Here is an 18881-nt window from a genome sequence, read left to right on the forward strand (position 1 = left end):
TTATTATGTATCATCAGGTAAATGAATTGATTTTTAAAATGATTTTGTGGGAAATTGATCAAATTGCCGATACAGAGAATATTCAGGTGGATTTTTTTAGTGAAAGACTTTCCAGAATTACCCGTTATTTTGATATGCTGACCAATTCTTTCAGTATTATGGAAAACGGAATGGATGTGGATCAGTACATGAAATTCAGAAATACTTTAACTCCTGCAAGCGGTTTTCAGAGCGCCCAATACCGATTAATCGAATTTGGATCTACAGATGTTATTAACCTGACAGACCACAGATACAAAGTTAATTTTGATGAAAACACACATTTAGAAACCAGTTTTGAGCATTTGTACTGGCAGGCTGCAGGAAAAGATTATCATACGGGTCAAAAGTCTTATTTGCTTCAGGAATTTGAAAAGAAATACAAAGGACAGTTCCTGCGACAGATGTCTGAATTCAAAACAAAAAACATCTGGCAGAAATTTACTCAATTACCTGAAAAAGACCAGCAAAATCCGGATTTGATATTGGCTATGCGCCATTATGATTATACTGTTAATATTACCTGGGTAATGCAGCATTTGAATACAGCTATAAAGTATATTTTGGAAAGCGGAAAAGGCAATGGTGAAGCAACCGGAGGAAGTGACTGGCAAAAATATATGCATCCTAAATACCAAAGACGCATCTTTTTTCCTAAATTGTGGAGCGAAGAGGAATTGTCCAATTGGGGAAACGAAAAAACAATTTAGTTTACCGGTAAAAAATTAAAGTTTGAAAAAAGGAATCGTAATTATAATAGTGTTGTTTTCAATGTTTTCATGTAAAAAAACTGAAGAAAAAGTTGAAATCAAAATTACCAAACCAAAGGCTAAAAAAGTAGAGTTTGGATTTAATTACGCTGATTTTAATGTTGTTCAGGATACTATAAAACAAGGCGATTCTTTTGGATCTATAATTCAAAGTCAAAACATTGGCAATAAAAAGGTGTATGACATTGTTGAACAGGTAAAAGACTCTTTTAACGTAAGAACAATTCGCTATAATAAACCGTATACCATTCTTCGGTCAAAAAATAAAACCAATAAAATACAGGTTTTTATATATCAGCCTGATGCTTTGACCTATTACATAATTGATTTTCGTGACAGCATTGCCAATGCCTATAAAAAAGTAAAACCAGTCACTCTAAAACAGAAAATGATTGGAGGTGTTTTAAAAAGTTCACTATCTGAAACATTAGGGAATAATAGTGTAGAAGCGGCTCTTGCAAACAGAATTACGAAAGTATTTTCATGGTCTATCGATTTTTTTAAGCTTAAAAAAGGAGATCGATACGGCTTAATTTTTACAGAACGTTTCATAAATGGTAAAACCTATGATGGTGTTGAAGAACTTCAGGCCGCTTTTTTTGAATATAAAGGTAAAATTATATATGCTTTTCCTTTTCAGAAAGAAACGAGTTCAGGTAAAGTTGAATATTATGACGATCAGGGAAAAACATTAAAGAATTTTTTCTTAAAAACTCCAATCAAGTTCAGCCGAATCACGTCAAAGTTTACAATGAACAGGTTTCATCCTGTACAGCACAGATGGAAAGCGCATAAAGGCACTGATTATGCAGCTCCAACCGGTACACCAATTTCTACAACAGCTTCCGGAGTTGTCGAACAAACAGGTTACACTGCCGGTAACGGAAACTTTGTAAAAGTAAAACACAACGGAACTTATTCTACACAATATTTACACATGTCCAGAATTTTGGTTCGTCGCGGGCAACGTGTTACGCAAGGACAAAAAATTGGATTGGTAGGCAGTACAGGCCTTGCTTCGGGTCCTCATGTTTGTTATCGTTTCTGGAAAAATGGTGTTCAGGTTGATGCGCTTCGCCTCAATCTGCCAACAGGAGAATCCTTAACAGGAAACGACAGGGAACGTTTTTTGAAAGAAATGGAGCCTTTAAAAATGGAATTGGACAGTATTGGGAATCTGTAAAAAACTATAACATGAGAATTGGTAATTTTCAATTAAAACAGAAAATATGAAAAATGCCCGGCTTAAAGTAATTTACAGTGAAACTTTTTCAGATTTAAAATTGTTTTACAGAGATACAAATCTTCCGGATAATTTAATCGCAAATTATAAACCCGGACAGATAATCCAGGAAAAAGGATTTACCGACATGACGTCGATAGGCGGGGGGCTTTCAGAAAATTTCAGATATTTAATAGCAAGTGCTAACGCAAAAGATTTATCAAAATTCAATCCCGAATCGGCGAAAATGGGTCATTTTTTATTAGATACAATCGCTTATTTTAAAGTATTGGATATTCAGAAAATTGACAATAAAACACAGGTTTTTCTTTTAAATATCCCGGATAATTCTCTTACACTCTTTAAAAATTCAACATCCAACTTAGAAGAACAAATTACAGAAAAAGCAAGAAAGAAATTTTCAGATAAAATTAATTTGGCTTTAGTTCCGGAATTGCAAACAGAAGACTGGAAAGAAAGAACAAAATTGCCAATTGGAATGAGTGACAATGGCGAATTGTTTTTTGATGATTCAAAAATTAAAATTGAATCTTTAAAAAGAATAGAAATCAATACTGCAAAAAAAACTATTGAAGTTAATAAAAACCCCTGGTGGAAGATTTGGTAATGTTTATAGCTTCCTGTGAGAAAATAAGACTGATTGATTCTGTGACTTGTATTCATAAATCGTTTTCGTAACTAATTGCCATGTTAGGAAGTATTAATTACTAATTTCAGTATTTTTGTTTTTCTAAAAAAACTAAAAAAATGGCTTTAAATAATACAAACCCAACGGAGACTAAAGCGTGGAAAAATCTTCAGGACCACTATAATACTATTCACACTACTACACTACAGGAATTATTTGAAAAGGATACTGCACGTATCGAAAAGTTCAATTTGCAATGGAATGACTTTTTGATAGATTATTCTAAAAATAATATTAATGAGGAAACTATTTCGCTTTTGTTGGGATTGGCTAATTCTATCGGATTAAAAAATGCTATTTCGGATTATTTTGGAGGAGAAATAATCAATCAGACAGAGAACAGAGCAGTTTTACACACAGCATTGCGTGCTCCTGAATCTTCAGTTATAAAAGTTGATGGAGAAAACGTTATTCCGGAAGTTTACGAAGTAAAAAATAAAATTAAACAATTCACAAACGAAGTTATTTCTGGAGATAGAAAGGGATATACCGGAAAAGCATTTACTGACATTGTTAATATCGGCATTGGAGGTTCAGATCTTGGACCCGTAATGGCTGTTGAAGCTTTACAGTTTTACAAAAATCACCTTAATTTACACTTTGTTTCAAATGTAGATGGTGATCATGTTAACGAAGTAATCAAAAAATTAAATCCTGAAACAACTTTGTTTTTAATTGTTTCTAAAACTTTTACCACTCAGGAAACCTTATCCAATTCAGAAACTATAAAAGAATGGTTTTTAAAATCGGCTTCTCAGGACGATATTGCGAAGCATTTCGTGGCGGTTTCAACTAATATTCAAAAAGTAACGGAATTCGGAATTAATCCTGACAATGTTTTTCCGATGTGGGACTGGGTTGGAGGAAGATTCTCATTATGGAGTGCTGTTGGTTTAAGCATAGCTTTAGCTGTTGGTTTTGATAACTATAATGATTTATTGAAAGGTGCAAACGAAATGGATGAACATTTCAAATCGACAGAATTTGATCAGAACATTCCGGTTGTTTTAGCTTTGTTAAGTGTTTGGTACAATAATTTTTATGGTGCAGAAAGTGAAGCTTTAATCCCTTACACACAATATTTGCAAAAACTGGCTCCGTACCTGCAACAGGCAACTATGGAAAGCAACGGAAAAAGTGTAGGCCGTGACGGAAAACCAGTTAACTACCAAACCGGAACCATTATTTGGGGAGAGCCGGGAACAAATTCACAACACGCCTTTTTTCAATTAATACACCAGGGTACAAAATTAATTCCGACCGATTTTATTGGATTTGTAAAGCCATTATACGGAAATGAAGATCATCACGATAAATTGATGTCGAACTTTTTTGCTCAGACAGAGGCTTTAATGAATGGAAAGACAGCAGCACAAGTTCAGGCTGAATTTGACAAACAGGGACTGTCTGCAGAAAAAGCATCTTATTTGTTGCCGTTTAAGGTTTTTACAGGAAACAAACCTACTAATACCATCCTGATTGAAAAATTAACCCCTAAAAGTTTAGGTTCTTTGATTGCTTTATATGAACATAAGATTTTTGTGCAAGGTGTAATTTGGAATATTTTTAGCTTTGATCAGTGGGGTGTGGAATTAGGAAAACAATTAGCTAATTCGATATTAGAAGAGATAAAAACTAAAACAGTAAAAGAGCATGACAGTTCGACCAGTTTCTTATTAAATTATTTTTTGGAAAATAAGTAATTGCATTAAATTAACTTTAAATTTTGAAACGCCTTAATTTTTTAATTAAGGTGTTTTTTGTTATAAAATTTTAATAATTCTTACAGAATATTATCATTAATAGACGTTTGAATACTTAATATCACTTAATTATTATGATTTTAACAGAATCAGCAATGTAAAATTTAAAAATTTATATTTTATTCATCATATATCGATAAAATCATTTTAATGTTCAACACAATGCGTAAAACTTGTTTTTCTTAACATTTCGATAACATTATCTGATTAATTTGTTATAATTTTGCCAAAAACAAATAACAAAACACAGATGAAAAAATTGTCAAAGTTTCTCTTAATGCTTTTAGCATTTATCTATGCAGGAGATATTTATGCGCAAGGTAACACAACCTCTTCTATCAATGGTGTTGTAAATGATCCAAAAAATGGATCACTTCCGGGAGCTACAATTCTAGCAGTTCATGAACCATCCGGAAGCCGTTACTCAACAACAACAGATTTTGATGGGCATTTTAGAATTTCAAACATGCGTGTTGGAGGTCCATACAAAATTGAGGTTACCTTTGTAGGTTTTACAACGTATACGGAGACCGGAGTTTACCTACAATTGGGAGATTCTAAAAGCATGAAAATTGTCTTAAAAGACGAAACTAATCAACTAGCTGAAGTTGTTGTAGTGGGTAGAAAGGATCCTACTTTTAATTCTAAAAGAACTGGAGCTCAGACTGTTATCGATCATGATAAAATAAATGAATTACCATCTTTATCTAGAAATATTGCTGACTTTGCCAGGCTTACGCCTCAGGCACAATTGCGTGGAGATGATGTAATTTCTATTGGAGGTCAAAACAACCGATTCAATGCTATTTATATTGATGGAGCTGTAAATAATGACGTTTTTGGATTAGCTTCAAATGGTACAAATGGGGGACAAACAGGAGTTAGTCCAATTTCATTAGATGCAATTGAGCAATTTCAAGTGAGTGTTTCTCCTTATGATGTTAAATTGTCAGGATTCGCCGGAGGGGCAATTAGTGCAATTACACGGTCTGGAACAAATAATTTTGATGGATCTGCTTATTATTTGTACAGAGACGAATCGTTGGCTGGTAAAACTCCACAAAGATCTTATAGTACTAATGAAAGAAAAAAATTATCTGATTTTACTGCACAAACTTACGGTGTAAGAGCTGCAGGAGCAATCACAAAAGACAAATTATTCTACTTTATTAACTACGAAAAACAGGATAATGAAATACCTGCTCCTTTTGACATCAATAATTATACTGGTGCAATAGGTGTAGCTGGTACAGCACCATATAGCGGTACTCTTGCTCAAACAAGAGTTGACGCTTTGAAAAATTATTTGCAAACAGCTTACGGATACAATCCTGGTGTTTACAACAATAATACAAGCACATTGGTAAGTAATAAGTTAATTGCAAAAGTTGACTGGAATATTAACGACAACAACAAACTTTCTGTTAAAAACAGTTATGTTAAAGCAACAAATTTCTCACCATTCCGTTCAACAGCAACTTCTCTTAACTTTGTTAATGGTGCGCAAGAATTCGTTTCAACAACTAATTCTAGCACATTAGAGTTAAACACAAGATTCAACAACACATTCTCAAATAACCTCGTGGTAGGTTTTACAACTGTAAATGATGACAGAGATGCATCAGGAGATCCATTTCCTACAGTTGAAATTAGAGATGGTGGAGGAACAATATACTTTGGATCAGAAGCAAGTTCAACAGCAAACTTATTAAAGCAAAGAACTTTAACAATTACGGATAATTTCGAAATTAACCTTGGTAAACACAATATCGTACTTGGTACTCATAATGAGTTAACGTATGCCAAAAACGTATTCATTCAAAGAAATTTCGGTGCATACAACTACAATAGCTTACAAAACTTCTTAGACAATGTTGCACCAGCAAGATACCGTTTAGGATATTCTTTAATTGGAGGTTCAGGAGATGATTCTCAAGGAGCTGCTGAGTTCAACATGAATCAATATGGATTATACGCTCAGGATAACATTAGAGTTTCTGATAACTTTAGAGTTTCTGTAGGTTTACGTGCTGACATGCCGGTTTGGGAAGATGGAATTGAAAACAAAGATTTCAATGACAGAACTATTCCATTATTGCAAGCTGCAGGAAAAGATCTTAAAGGTGCAAAAGTTGGTCAGCCAATTAAAAACACAGTACATTTCTCTCCTAGAATTGGATTTAACTATGACGTAAACGGAGACAAAGAAACTCAAGTACGTGGTGGTATTGGTGTATTTACATCAAGAGTGCCTTTAGTATGGCCGGGTGGAGCATATAATAACTATGGTATGGGGCAAAACGTGTATGACACACAAACTGCAGGTGCTACAGCTGTTAAACCTCTTTTTAATCCTAATACAGCTGTTAGTAGTCAACTATATTCAAATGGAGTAGCATTAGCAGCAGAACCAGGAAGTGGAAAAGTTGGTGGAAATATTGACCTATTTGCTGAGAATTTCAAATTGCCTCAAGTATTAAAAACAAGTATTGCTTTTGACCGCAAACTGCCAGGTGGATTAGTTTTATCTGCAGAAGCGATTTTTAATGAAAACTTGAATTCAATTCAATACCAAAACTTAAACCTTGCCGGTCCACAATCTTATACAACTGGCGCTGATGTTAGACCAATATACAACAACGTACTGGTTGACAAAACATATACAGGAATCTATTTAGGTTCTAACAAAAAAGCAGGAAGTGCCTGGAACACCAACCTGACATTAACGAAATACTTCCAATCTGATTTTATTGATGCAAACATCTCTGCAACTTATGCTTATGGAGAGTCTAATGTTTGGATGGATGCTACAAGTTCTCAAAACGTCTCTCAATGGCAATTTATGGAAACTGTAAAGGGTTCAAATGCAATTTCTGGTGTATCTAGATCAGATTTTGAACAAGGATCAAGAGTTATGGCTAACTCATCTATCAAATTTAAGTGGAATAACAATATTAAAACAACAATTGGTTTGTTTTACGAAGGTGCGCAAGGAACGCCAATTAGTTACGTTTATAATGATCAAGGACGAATAATGAGAGATACTAACCAAAACTCTGCTTTAGCTTACATTCCTGCAAGTAAAAGCGAGGTTGTTTTAGTGCCAAATACAGCTAATCCTTTGACTGCTGATCAACAATGGGAAGCATTAGATTCTTATATCTCTAGTAACAAGTATTTAAACAGCAGAAGAGGTAAATATGCAGAACGTAACGGTGACCGTTTAGACTGGAGCCACGTTATTGACTTGAAATTAGCTCAGGAATTTAAACTAAACGTCGGTAAAAAAAGCCACAAATTAGAGTTTACTGCTGATGTTTTCAACTTCACAAACATGTTAAACAAAAACTGGGGAAGAAGATACTTTGCTACAAACGATCAAGTATTATTACTTCAACAAGTTGGTTTCTTAGCTAATGGAACTACTCCTACATTTAACTTTAATCCAAATGTAGCTAACTCTGTTAACCAAATTGATGATTCAGGTTTGCAATCAGCAAGATGGCAAATGCAAGTTGGAGCAAGATATTCTTTCAACTAAATAAGAACCAAAATAAATAAAAAAACGGCATAGACTTTACACTCTATGCCGTTTTTTTTATGCCTTTTTTTATTATATTTGAAAATAAAAAAACCCAAATTATGTACAACATTCTACAAAAACTCCACTCTGGCTGGGCTTATTTAGCATTATTACTTTTATTACTTGCAGTTGTTAATGCTATTCTGGGCTTTACTTCAAAAAAAGAGTTTACATCTAAAGATCGCAAAATTGCTTTGTTCGCCTTAATCGGGACTCATACGCAATTATTAATCGGTCTGATCCTATATTTTGTCTCTCCGTTAGGAAAAGCGTCTTTAGGACAAATGTCTAATGCTGCGCTTAGACTAACTTCATTAGAACATCCGTTAGTTAATCTAATTGCTATTGTTCTAATTACGATTGGCTGGTCAAAACATAAAAAACTAATCAATAGCGAAGCAAAATTTAAAACCTTTGCTATTTTTTACAGTTTAGGTTTAGTGCTTATTTTAAGCAGGATTCCGTGGAACTTATGGTTCTAAAAAACCAAAATAAGCCCTGTTGCGGGGCTTTTTTTATCTCGGCATATTATTTGTACAAACTGACCCCAAGTCTGAAAAAAAATAAATTATGAGGAATAAAAAACACATTATACTCTCTATTCTTTCTGTAACTTTATTAAGTTGCTTTACCTACATGATGAGTCAGAGTAAGCCTGCTGAAAATAAAACAATTCAGGATACCTTAACTTTAAGAACAGATAAATTAAAAGTAATCACACGTACTGAGAATGATTCTGTTTTCAGTTTAGATGGTTTAAAATTGAAAGTATATAAAAAATCCGCTCATGCTTCCTACTACCATGATCGTTTTAATGGAAGAAAAACCGCAAGCGGCGGACGTTTTAATAATAATAGGTACACGGCTGCCCATAAAAAGCTGCCTTTTGGAACCAAAGTAAAAGTCACAAACGAAGCCAATGGAAAATTTGTAATTGTTGAAATTACAGACAGAGGACCGTTCGTTAAAACCAGGGAAATTGATCTGTCTAAAAGGGCATTTATGGATATTACCAAAAGCAAAAAATTCGGTGCCATGACCGTTACCATTGAAACCATTCAAAAGTAGCATAAGAATTTAAAATTTTAAACGAATTTCCGGATACTCATTATGATTCCAGTGTGAATTCCTTCATGGTAATTATTAAAAGATAATGCTTCTTCTACGTTTCGAAGTGTAAATCCCATGCTTGTTATATACTCCGTATAATTTAAGAATATTTTATCCGAATAATCTTTTTCTGCCTGGTGGAATGTTGCTAAAAGCAATGTTCTGATTTCATCTGCTTCAGCTTGTGAAACATTACCTTCAGGTTTTGTTCCTTTTCTGTATTTAGCAATAAATTCTTCAGAAACCTTTGACGGAACTCCCGATAATTTATAAACTAAACTCTGTTGTGCAGAGATACAATGCGCTATATTCCAAATCAGATTATTGCTAAATCCTTCCGGGATTTTGTTTAATTGTTCTAATGAATGATTGTCTAAAACTTTCAAAAGAATTTCTCTACTCGTTTTGTGTACATCGAAAACTGAATTCATATATTTATTTTTTTATAAAATTAGACAATTTTAAGTTTCAATGAATTTTCTTTGTATTCAAATAAATTAAAATTATGAACAAAATATATTACTTAGCCTCCTGCGACACCTGCCGAAAAATTATCAAGAGCTTACCAAAAGATAATAATTTGGTTTTTCATGACATTAAGCAAAATCCAATTACAGAAGCAGAACTCGAAGAAATGTATGCTCTTTCAGGAAGTTACGAAGCTTTATTCAGCAAAAAAGCACAATTGTACAAGTCGATGGATTTAAAAAATAAAGACCTGACAGAAGCTGATTTTAAAAAATATATTCTGGAGCATTATACCTTTTTAAGCCGCCCCGTTTTTATTATCGATGGCAAAATTTACATCGGCAACAGCCAGCCCAATACGCTGCAGGTTATGAAAGCATTGGGAGAAAAGTAACCTACAATTTCTTAGGATTCGGATTTGCGTTAGGGATAAAAGTGGAAATCCTTTTTTGAGCTTTTTGCTCTAAAAAGATTAGAACGGATAGCCCGGCCTTTAGGCAACGCCCAAATAATTTTAAAACACAGGTGTTGTACAACTAGAAATCTTCACTGTTAAGTTTTTTAGTATATTTGCGCCTTATACTCAATATATGATACAATCGATGACTGGTTTTGGTAAAGCTTCTTTGCAATTGCCAACAAAAAAAATTACGGTAGAAGTAAAATCCTTAAATAGCAAAGGTTTGGATCTGAACGTAAGAATGCCATCACTTTACCGCGAAATGGAATTAGGACTGCGTACTTTGATTTCGACGAAACTGGAAAGAGGCAAAGTAGATTTTGCCATTTACATTGAAAGCACTTCTGAGCAAACTTCAACAAAAGTAAATGTTCCGGTTGTAAAAAATTATATTGCCCAATTAAGAGAGGTATACCCGGCTGCAGATGAAACGGAACTGATGAAAATGGCTGTTCGCATGCCGGACGTTCTAAAAACAGAACGTGAGGAAATAGATGAAGACGACTGGGATCAGATTCAGGTGATTATTGAAGAAGCATTACAAAATATTTTAAGTTTCAGAAAAGACGAAGGCGAATCGCTTGAAAAGGAATTCAATCTCCGAATTGGAAATATCCGTCAGTATATGGAAGATGCTTTGGCACTAGATCCGGAAAGAGTTCAGGCTATAAAAGATCGTTTACAAACTGCCATTTCAGAATTGCAGGTGAATGTTGATGAAAACCGTTTCGAGCAGGAATTAATTTATTATTTGGAAAAACTTGATATCACAGAGGAGAAAGTGCGTTTAACGAATCATTTGGATTACTTTCTCGAAACCATAAAAGGAACCGAAGCCAATGGTAGAAAATTAGGTTTTATAACTCAGGAAATGGGTCGTGAAATCAATACAATGGGTTCAAAATCTAATCATGCTCAAATGCAGAAATTGGTGGTGATGATGAAGGATGAACTGGAGAAGATTAAGGAACAGGTTTTGAATGTATTGTAGAAAAAAGCAACAATTATTTTATTAGTTTATGACTTCAAAATTAAATACAGATTTATTTAATAAGAGACTTCAGTATAGAACCAGAAATGGTTATCCTTTTTATATTGGTCCACTTCAATTTTTAAGTTTGTTTTTTAATCAAACTAAGCATTCTTTTGTTGGCGCATTTGATGATGAAGATTTCGAATTATCCAATAATTCCTTTTATAGAATACCTTTTGTGATTGCAGGGACATATAAAGAGAACAAAAATGGGGAAACGGAGGTAAAATATAAAATGAAAACTAATTATTACAGTTTTTTTTGGATACATACGATTACCATTTTAGTAGTATCTATAAATCTTAATTATATATTACGGGGAGCAGATCCAATAGTTCTTATAAACATCTTAATAATATTAATATTTCTTTTGAGATATATCGCGATATATCAAAAAAAGAGTGAACTTGAGGAGAATTTCATTGAGATTTTTGAAATAACTTACAATTAAAGTAATGAAATAATTCAGCATAAAATGAGCAAAGGAAAATTGATTGTTTTTTCGGCACCTTCAGGATCGGGAAAAACAACTATAGTAAGACATTTACTTAAACAGGAAGATTTAAATTTAGAGTTTTCAATATCTGCAGCTTCACGTGAAGCTCGTGGAGAAGAAAAACATGGAAAAGATTATTATTTCATTTCCATTGAAGAATTCAAAAAACACATTAAAGCAGAAGATTTTCTGGAATGGGAAGAAGTATACCGTGATAACTTTTACGGGACTTTAAAATCGGAAATCGAGAGAATCTGGGCTTTGGGGAAAAACGTCATTTTTGATATTGATGTTGCCGGTGGGTTGCGTATCAAACACAAATTTCCTCAACAGACATTAGCAGTTTTTGTAAAACCGCCAAGCGTGGATGAATTGAAACGCAGGTTAAAAGAGCGCTCTACCGAAAGTGACGATAAGATAAACATGCGAATTGCAAAAGCATCTGTAGAATTGGCAACAGCACCTCAATTTGATGTGATCATTAAAAATTATGATTTGCCTTTAGCCTTGGAAGAAGCACATCAGCTGGTGAAGAATTTTGTTTCTAAATAAATTAGTGATTAGAAAAAAGTAACTAGTAATTAGTTAAAAAAATGGGTGAAATAAAATCGTATAAAGATTTATTAATTTGGCAAAAGGAATTAAAATTGTCTATTTAGTTTATCAATTGGTAAAATCATTTCCTCAAGATGAATTATATGCTTTAACCAGTCAGTTGAAAAGAGCTTCTGTTTCAATACCATCAAATATAGCTGAGGGTTATGGTAGAAATACGGATAAACGTTTAGTCATTTTTTGGATATTTCCAGAGGTTCTTTGTTCGAAATGGAAACACAGTTACTAATTACTAACGAGCTTGGTTTTATTACAAATCAAAATCTATATAAAGAAATTTTAAGCCAAATTGAAGAAGAATCTAAAATGATCAATAGGTTTTCAAAAACACTAAGGAACTAATCACTTTTTACTAATTACTAGTTACTAAGACAATGAAGATAGGCCTTTACTTCGGAACATACAATCCCATTCATATCGGTCATTTAATTATCGCCAATCACATGGCTGAATTTGCCGATTTAGATCAGGTTTGGATGGTGGTTACACCTCATAATCCGCTAAAAAAGAAAGCTACTTTGCTTGATGATCACCATCGTTTGCAAATGGTGTATCTGGCAACGGAGGATTTCCCAAAAATAAAACCTTCAGATATTGAGTTTAAGCTGCTACAGCCTAATTATACAGTAAATACATTAGCGCATTTACATGATAAATATCCCAACTTTGAATTTTCATTGATTATGGGCGAGGATAATTTGAAAACTCTTCATAAATGGAAAAACTACGAGGTGCTTTTAAATAATCATGATATTTATGTTTACCCGCGCATTTCAGATGAACCGGAAAATACAGAATTAAAATCGCATCCAAAAGTTCATATTATTGATGCTCCGGTTGTGGAAATCTCCTCGACTTTTATCCGGAACAATATCAAAAAAGGAAAAAATATCCAGCCGCTTTTGCCTTCAAAAGTCTGGGAATATATCGATCACAATAATTTTTATAAGAAGTAATACTAGTACAAAAAAGCCCGAATTTTTAATTCAGGCTTTTGATTTTTAGAGCCACATAATTATTTGACTTCTGTTCCTTCAAACGTAATTCCGGAATCATTTACATTTACTAGTTCATCCAATTCATAGATGTTTTTATACCCGTAACCATACAGGTTAATGTGTGTTGTAATATTCAGTGCCAGCATGATTGGTTTTCTATTGATAATATCTGTGTTTCAATATTGTTTTTTGGTTTGGCCATTTTAGAAGCAAAGTCGATTGGGTCACCATTAAAATTATTATTGCAGTAAATCAATATTTTGGTATTGGTATCCGGAATTAATTGTAAAAGATTGTTCTGCGTAAAGTCGGTGAAATCCAAATGTATAAGAGCGCGTGTCTAAAACACCTTTTCTTCTTTCGCCATTTTCAGGAAAGCATCTAGGCTTACTAAACGCTCTTCTCTTTGTTTTTCTAATTTGGATACAAGATTTTTAAAATCTTCATAATCAACCAATGCTTTTGGATAGTGATTTTCTGCCATCTTTTTTGTTTGATTTAACGTTTGAGAATGAACCATACGACAAATTTACTGAGTAATGGAATAGCAATAGTCGTCATTTTTGATGATTTTAAACAAGTCTTTTGTTTTTTAGGTAGACAAGGCAATTCTTACTTCGTTTGCAATGGTATCAAAAAACGTCTTTAAGTTATTATTTTTAGCGGCCAGTAAATAAACATATACTTCAGGAACGTGAAAACTATTCCATACCAATTGTAGTTTGTTTTGCTGAATAAATTTTCTCGCATTGCAATTCCACGTTACGGCCACACCGGAATTTTTAGAAAGTAATTCCAGCATTTCATATTCTGAAGGAATGATATAATTAGGAACCATGGAAGGTCTTTTTTTATTGAAAGCATGAAGCCAGAATAGTTTTATATGCGGAATTCTTGCATCATGCGAATACCACTTTTGCTCGTTCAGCCATTGTTCCGCTTCAGTAAAGTTGTCCGATTTCAGGTTCTGACGAAATTGAGTGATATCCAAATTTGTTGGTCCAACCATTACCAATTTAATTTTCGCTACTGTTTCCTGAATGGTATCAAACGTGTCATATTTTTTGGAAACAATGGCAAAATCCAGTTTTTTAGAATCGACTAATGAAAAAAGCGTGTCATCATCGGCAAATGTAAAATCAATTAAATCAAATTTGGCAATTAAACTGTTGCCAACACTACTGAAAAGATGTTTAGAAATCCCGACAGAAATTAATCGGGTAGCATCTTCTGCTTTAGCCCTAAAAGTTGTTTCTACATTTTCAAGACGATCAAGAGCGTCTATAATCAAGTTATTCAGTAACTTAGCGTATTCTGTAGGCTCTACGCCTTTTGATTTCCGAATAAATAATTTATTTCCAACATGAGCTTCCAGCATAGAGATCTGCTGACTTACAGCAGGCTGACTCATAAATAACTCTTTTGCAGCGATAGAAAAATTCCCATTTTTATAGACCGCTTTAAACGTTCTGTACCATTCTAAATTTACCATGATATAGTTTTATTTATAACAAACATAGTTTATTTTATTTTTACAAATATCATATAAGCGTTAAATTTGTATAAAATTATTAATAGGAAGACGATAGCCTTATTCGCAATAATCGGATTTACTGCTGCTGGCATTTCGGCTACTGCTCAAAAATTAAATATAAAACAGATGAAAAAGGTATTATTTGTGCTTACGAGCCACGACAAATTAGGAGATACAGGAGAAAAAACAGGATTTTGGACAGAAGAATTTGCTGCTCCTTATTATACATTAACAGATCAGGGATATGCTGTAGAAATTGCAAGCCCTTTAGGTGGTCAGCCGCCAATTGACCCAAAAAGTAATGATCCGGGTGCTGCTACAGAAGATACTAAACGTTTTGATGCCGATGTAGCTTTACAGGAAAAATTAAAACATACCCATAAAATTACAGAAGTGGATCAGAAAGATTTTGATGCAGTGTTTTATCCAGGTGGTCACGGGCCAATGTGGGATTTGGCTGTAGATCAAAACTCTATTGCTTTGATTGAATCATTTTACAATCATAAAAAACCAGTAAGTTTTGTTTGTCATGCACCGGCAGCATTAAAAAGTGTAAAAATTGATGGTTCTTATTTGGTAAAAGACAAAAAAGTTACCGGATTTTCAAATGCCGAAGAAGAAGGGGTTGGATTGACAAAAGTGGTTCCGTTTTTATTAGAAGATGTCTTGAAAGTTAATGGTGGCGAATATTCAAAAGGAGCTGATTGGGCACCTTATGCAGTAGAAGACGGTTTATTGATTACAGGTCAAAACCCGGCTTCATCAAAACTGGTAGCTGAAAAATTAATGGCACAATTAAAAAAATAAGCACATGCTAAACTTTGAATTATACAATCCAACAAATTTAATTTTCGGGAAAGGACAAATTGGAAAACTTTCGACTTTAGTTCCAAAAAATGCTAAAATTCTTTTGGCTTATGGAGGTGGAAGTATCTTTAAAAACGGAATTTACGATCAGGTAATTGCTAATTTAAAAGGTTTTGAAATTGTAGAGTTTGGCGGAATCGAACCCAACCCGCATTTTGAAACTTTAATGAAAGCGGTCGAAGTAATGAAAGCCGAAAAAAGCGATTTTATTCTGGCTGTTGGTGGCGGATCTGTTATTGATGGAGTTAAATTTATTTCGGCAGCCGTTCATTTTGATGGTAATCCGATTGATATTTTGCAGAAGCGACTTTTGATTAAAGAAAATGCAGTACCATTTGGAACTGTTTTGACTCTTCCGGCTACTGGAAGCGAAATGAATTCCGGTTCTGTAGTGACAATTCAGGCAACTCAGGAGAAACTGGCTTTTGGCGGAAGCGCTTTATTTCCTAAATTTTCAATATGCGACCCAACCGTAATTGCTTCTTTACCCAAAAGACAGTTGGAAAATGGAGTTGTAGATGCTTATACACATGTAATGGAGCAATACCTGACGTATCCGCATGAGGGTATTTTACAAGACCGAATTGCTGAGGGTATTTTACAGACTTTAATTGAAGTGGGTCCAAAAGTAGTAGAAAATCCAACGGATTATGCTTTGGCTTCGAATTTTATGTGGAGTTGTACAATGGCTTTAAATGGTTTAATTCAAAAAGGAGTTCCGTCAGACTGGGCAACACATATGATTGGTCATGAATTGACTGCTTTATACGGAATTGATCATGCACGGACATTGGCGATTATAGGCCCAAGTTTATACAATGTGATGTTTGAAACCAAGAAAGGAAAGTTGGCACAATATGGAAGAAGAATCTTCAGTTTAACTGGTTCTGATGATGAAGTGGCTAAAGAAGCTATCAATAAAACGGTAGCGTTTTTCCATACGATGGGAATGGATACCAAACTTTCTCAATACACAGAAGAATATAATAATACTGCAGATTTTATTGTAAGCCGTTTTGATGAAAGAGGGTGGAAGGGATTAGGAGAAAATCAACTGGTAACTCTGGAAAAAGTCAAATCAATTGTTGAAATGAGTTATTAAACCTTCAGGTATTATCAAATAAAAAAGGCGTTCTAAATCTATTTAGCAACGCCTTTTTAAAATACTAAAACAAAACTAACTAATTCAAGTCTTACTAAACTCATTAAAATACTAATTTATAAATACTTATAACGTAGCGATTCTGTTTTTATTGCACAGCGTTAAAAATTAATTTCATTTTATTGAAAAATGATTTAAAAAGTCAATCTCAAATTTCTTAAATCAGATTTTGTGTTATTACTGCATTATTAAGTACTTTTGTTTTAAATTAATAAAATAATGAGCGAAAATCTAAAATTTTCAGTAATTGGTGGAGGAAGCTGGGCAACGGCAATAGCAAAAATGCTATGCGTGAACCTTTCTGAAATTTCGTGGTACATGCGTAACGAATCTGCAATCGAGCATATTCAAAAATACAAACACAACCCAAATTATTTAAGTTCAGTAGAGTTTGATACCAATAAACTTAAATTAACGAGTGATATAAATGAAGCAATCGAGTATGCAGATTATTTAATTTTTGCCATTCCGTCTGCATTCCTGAATGATGAATTAAAAAAACTGACCGTTTCCCTGGAGGATAAAATTATATTTTCGGCCATTAAAGGAATTGTTCCGGAAACCAGTTTAATTGTTGGAGAGCATTTTCATATTCAGTATGACATTCCATATTATAATATTGGAGTAATAACAGGGCCTTGCCATGCCGAAGAAGTAGCATTGGAAAGACTTTCCTATTTGACTATTGCCTGCGGAGATCCTGAAAAAGCTTCGATTGTTGCCAAAAATCTTTCAGGAAATTATATAAAAGCAAAAATCTCAGATGATATTATCGGTACCGAATATGCCGCAATGCTAAAAAACATCTATGCCATTGCTGCAGGAATTGCCCACGGTTTAGGTTATGGGGATAATTTCCAGTCGGTGATGATGAGTAACAGTATCCGGGAGATGAGGAAGTTCATTAAAAAAGTACACAAAATGAAACGGAACATCAATGACTCAGCTTATTTAGGTGATTTACTGGTTACCGGATATTCTGTATTCTCAAGAAACAGAATGTTTGGCAATATGATTGGAAAAGGATACACAGTAAAAAGTGCCATGATGGAAATGAGTATGGTTGCCGAAGGATATTATGCAGTTAAGAGTGCGTATAAACTAAATCAGGCTTATGGCGCCAAAACCCCAATTATCGATGCTGTTTATAGTATTTTGTATGAAGGAAAAGATGCCAAATCGGTATTTAAAAAACTAACGGAATCATTAGATTAATTTGAATTCAATAATATCAAAAAGGCGCTTCTATAATTTAGAAAGCGCCTTTTTTATGTTTTAAAAGTTTTTATTTGACTTCTTTAATTGCCAAAGTATCAATCCATCCGTCAGTGCCGTCAGTCAATTCAATTTTTCTCCAGCTACCCATTGATTGAATAACATATACTTTTGCACCTTCATGGAGGTTAAGTATAGAAGATCCAGCTTTTTTCGGTTCGCTGCGTACTTCAGTCATTTCTGCAAAAACAATTGCAGGTCTGTCATTATCAAATTGATCTTTTTCTGAAATTCCTGCCGAAACAGTTATTAGCAACGCAAAAAGAAAAATAAACATTACAATAAAATAGATTCTTTTTGAAAGTGTAAGCCGGGAGAAATAGTAACCGATAAAACTTAATAAGAAAGCAAAAGCAATTCCGACTGAAATCATCGCCCACGTATTATAATGATATACAGAAGTGAAATTCTGTAGTAATTTGGCAAAACCTACTTTTGGTACTTCCTTGATTTCATCAATGGTCAGTTTTTTGGCAAATTTTAAATTGTTGAGTGTTTCCGGATCGTTAGGTTTCAAAACCAACGCTTTTTCATAATTATAAATAGATGGTGCAACCTTGTTGAGTTTGTAATAACAGTTTCCTAAATTGAAATATAACTCAGCAGATTGTTGCTTGTCCTCTTTGATTACACTTTCATAACTTTGAATCGCTTCCTGATATTGTCCGTTTTTATATAAAGTATTACCTTTTTCGAAGCTGTTTTGAGCAACGAAAACCTGTGAGAGCAATAGAAAGAAATAAACGACTATATTTTTCATTTTATTTGTTGTAAACT

Annotated in this window: 20 protein-coding genes and 1 pseudogene; 16 read left to right on the forward strand and 5 right to left on the reverse strand. The window is 33.7% G+C overall.

The window, feature by feature from the left end:
- From ABI657_RS10315 to ABI657_RS10345, 7 genes are all read left to right on the forward strand, one after another.
- Positions 1–749, forward strand: a 749-nt coding sequence (locus ABI657_RS10315; protein ID WP_348097177.1) for a tryptophan 2,3-dioxygenase family protein, incomplete at its 5' end; no start/stop codon positions are given.
- A gap of 22 nt (positions 750–771) precedes the next feature.
- Complete coding sequence (locus ABI657_RS10320; protein WP_348097178.1) at positions 772–1992, forward strand: peptidoglycan DD-metalloendopeptidase family protein; 1221 nt, start codon at positions 772–774, stop codon at positions 1990–1992.
- Between the two features lie 46 nt (positions 1993–2038).
- A complete protein-coding gene (locus ABI657_RS10325) occupies positions 2039–2659 on the forward strand; it encodes a hypothetical protein (RefSeq protein WP_348097179.1) in 621 nt (206 codons plus the stop codon).
- Between the two features lie 140 nt (positions 2660–2799).
- Entirely contained in the window at positions 2800–4443 is a 1644-nt protein-coding gene (gene pgi, locus ABI657_RS10330) for a glucose-6-phosphate isomerase (protein ID WP_348097180.1), read from the forward strand.
- 310 nt (positions 4444–4753) lie between these two features.
- On the forward strand, positions 4754–8044 hold the full coding sequence (locus ABI657_RS10335) for a TonB-dependent receptor (protein ID WP_348097181.1): 3291 nt from the start codon (positions 4754–4756) through the stop codon (positions 8042–8044).
- Between the two features lie 101 nt (positions 8045–8145).
- Positions 8146–8568 carry a hypothetical protein gene (locus tag ABI657_RS10340; protein ID WP_348097182.1) on the forward strand — a complete coding sequence of 141 codons (423 nt, stop codon included), beginning with the start codon at positions 8146–8148 and terminating at the stop codon, positions 8566–8568.
- Between the two features lie 88 nt (positions 8569–8656).
- A complete protein-coding gene (locus tag ABI657_RS10345; RefSeq protein ID WP_348097183.1) occupies positions 8657–9154 on the forward strand; it encodes a septal ring lytic transglycosylase RlpA family protein in 498 nt (165 codons plus the stop codon).
- A 17-nt stretch (positions 9155–9171) separates the two neighbouring features.
- Here ABI657_RS10345 and ABI657_RS10350 read toward each other — a convergent pair whose 3' ends face one another.
- Positions 9172–9627 carry a DinB family protein gene (locus ABI657_RS10350; RefSeq protein ID WP_348097184.1) on the reverse strand — a complete coding sequence of 152 codons (456 nt, stop codon included), beginning with the start codon at positions 9625–9627 and terminating at the stop codon, positions 9172–9174.
- Between the two features lie 74 nt (positions 9628–9701).
- Between ABI657_RS10350 and ABI657_RS10355 the strand changes: the two genes are divergently transcribed.
- From ABI657_RS10355 to nadD, 6 genes and pseudogenes are all read left to right on the forward strand, one after another.
- Positions 9702–10058: an ArsC/Spx/MgsR family protein gene (locus ABI657_RS10355; RefSeq protein ID WP_348097185.1), complete on the forward strand. Its 357-nt coding sequence runs from the start codon at positions 9702–9704 to the stop codon at positions 10056–10058.
- A gap of 196 nt (positions 10059–10254) precedes the next feature.
- Positions 10255–11115, forward strand: a complete 861-nt coding sequence (locus tag ABI657_RS10360; protein ID WP_348097186.1) for a YicC/YloC family endoribonuclease — start codon at positions 10255–10257, stop codon at positions 11113–11115.
- A gap of 28 nt (positions 11116–11143) precedes the next feature.
- Entirely contained in the window at positions 11144–11608 is a 465-nt protein-coding gene (locus ABI657_RS10365) for a hypothetical protein (RefSeq protein WP_348097187.1), read from the forward strand.
- 24 nt (positions 11609–11632) lie between these two features.
- Entirely contained in the window at positions 11633–12205 is a 573-nt protein-coding gene (gmk, locus tag ABI657_RS10370; RefSeq protein WP_348097188.1) for a guanylate kinase, read from the forward strand.
- Positions 12206–12320: 115 nt separating this feature from the next.
- Positions 12321–12610 (forward strand): annotated as a pseudogene (locus ABI657_RS10375) (four helix bundle protein).
- A 32-nt stretch (positions 12611–12642) separates the two neighbouring features.
- Positions 12643–13224 (forward strand): nicotinate (nicotinamide) nucleotide adenylyltransferase, encoded by a 582-nt coding sequence (gene nadD, locus ABI657_RS10380; protein ID WP_348097189.1) that lies wholly within the window; start codon positions 12643–12645, stop codon positions 13222–13224.
- 59 nt (positions 13225–13283) lie between these two features.
- Here nadD and ABI657_RS10385 read toward each other — a convergent pair whose 3' ends face one another.
- From ABI657_RS10385 to ABI657_RS10395, 3 genes are all read right to left on the reverse strand, one after another.
- Positions 13284–13412: a hypothetical protein gene (locus tag ABI657_RS10385; protein ID WP_348097190.1), complete on the reverse strand. Its 129-nt coding sequence runs from the start codon at positions 13410–13412 to the stop codon at positions 13284–13286.
- 194 nt (positions 13413–13606) lie between these two features.
- The gene (locus ABI657_RS10390) at positions 13607–13750 is read right to left on the reverse strand and encodes a hypothetical protein (RefSeq protein WP_348097191.1); all 144 of its coding nucleotides are present in this window, start codon (positions 13748–13750) and stop codon (positions 13607–13609) included.
- Positions 13751–13858: 108 nt separating this feature from the next.
- The gene (locus ABI657_RS10395) at positions 13859–14758 is read right to left on the reverse strand and encodes a LysR family transcriptional regulator (RefSeq protein ID WP_348097192.1); all 900 of its coding nucleotides are present in this window, start codon (positions 14756–14758) and stop codon (positions 13859–13861) included.
- A 168-nt stretch (positions 14759–14926) separates the two neighbouring features.
- On the opposite strand from ABI657_RS10395, the gene ABI657_RS10400 reads away from it, so the two are divergent.
- The 3 genes from ABI657_RS10400 to ABI657_RS10410 all read left to right on the forward strand — a co-directional run bounded on the left by ABI657_RS10400 (position 14927) and on the right by ABI657_RS10410 (position 18044).
- Positions 14927–15607 (forward strand): type 1 glutamine amidotransferase domain-containing protein, encoded by a 681-nt coding sequence (locus ABI657_RS10400; protein ID WP_348097193.1) that lies wholly within the window; start codon positions 14927–14929, stop codon positions 15605–15607.
- A 4-nt stretch (positions 15608–15611) separates the two neighbouring features.
- Positions 15612–16769 (forward strand): iron-containing alcohol dehydrogenase, encoded by a 1158-nt coding sequence (locus tag ABI657_RS10405; RefSeq protein WP_348097194.1) that lies wholly within the window; start codon positions 15612–15614, stop codon positions 16767–16769.
- Between the two features lie 279 nt (positions 16770–17048).
- On the forward strand, positions 17049–18044 hold the full coding sequence (locus ABI657_RS10410) for an NAD(P)H-dependent glycerol-3-phosphate dehydrogenase (protein ID WP_348097195.1): 996 nt from the start codon (positions 17049–17051) through the stop codon (positions 18042–18044).
- Positions 18045–18114: 70 nt separating this feature from the next.
- Here the strand turns inward: ABI657_RS10410 and ABI657_RS10415 are convergent, their stop codons facing one another.
- On the reverse strand, positions 18115–18864 hold the full coding sequence (locus tag ABI657_RS10415) for a tetratricopeptide repeat protein (RefSeq protein ID WP_348097196.1): 750 nt from the start codon (positions 18862–18864) through the stop codon (positions 18115–18117).
- Positions 18865–18881 lie beyond the last annotated feature (17 nt).

Source organism: Flavobacterium sp., from assembly GCF_039930565.1.
In the GTDB taxonomy this organism is placed as follows: domain Bacteria; phylum Bacteroidota; class Bacteroidia; order Flavobacteriales; family Flavobacteriaceae; genus Flavobacterium.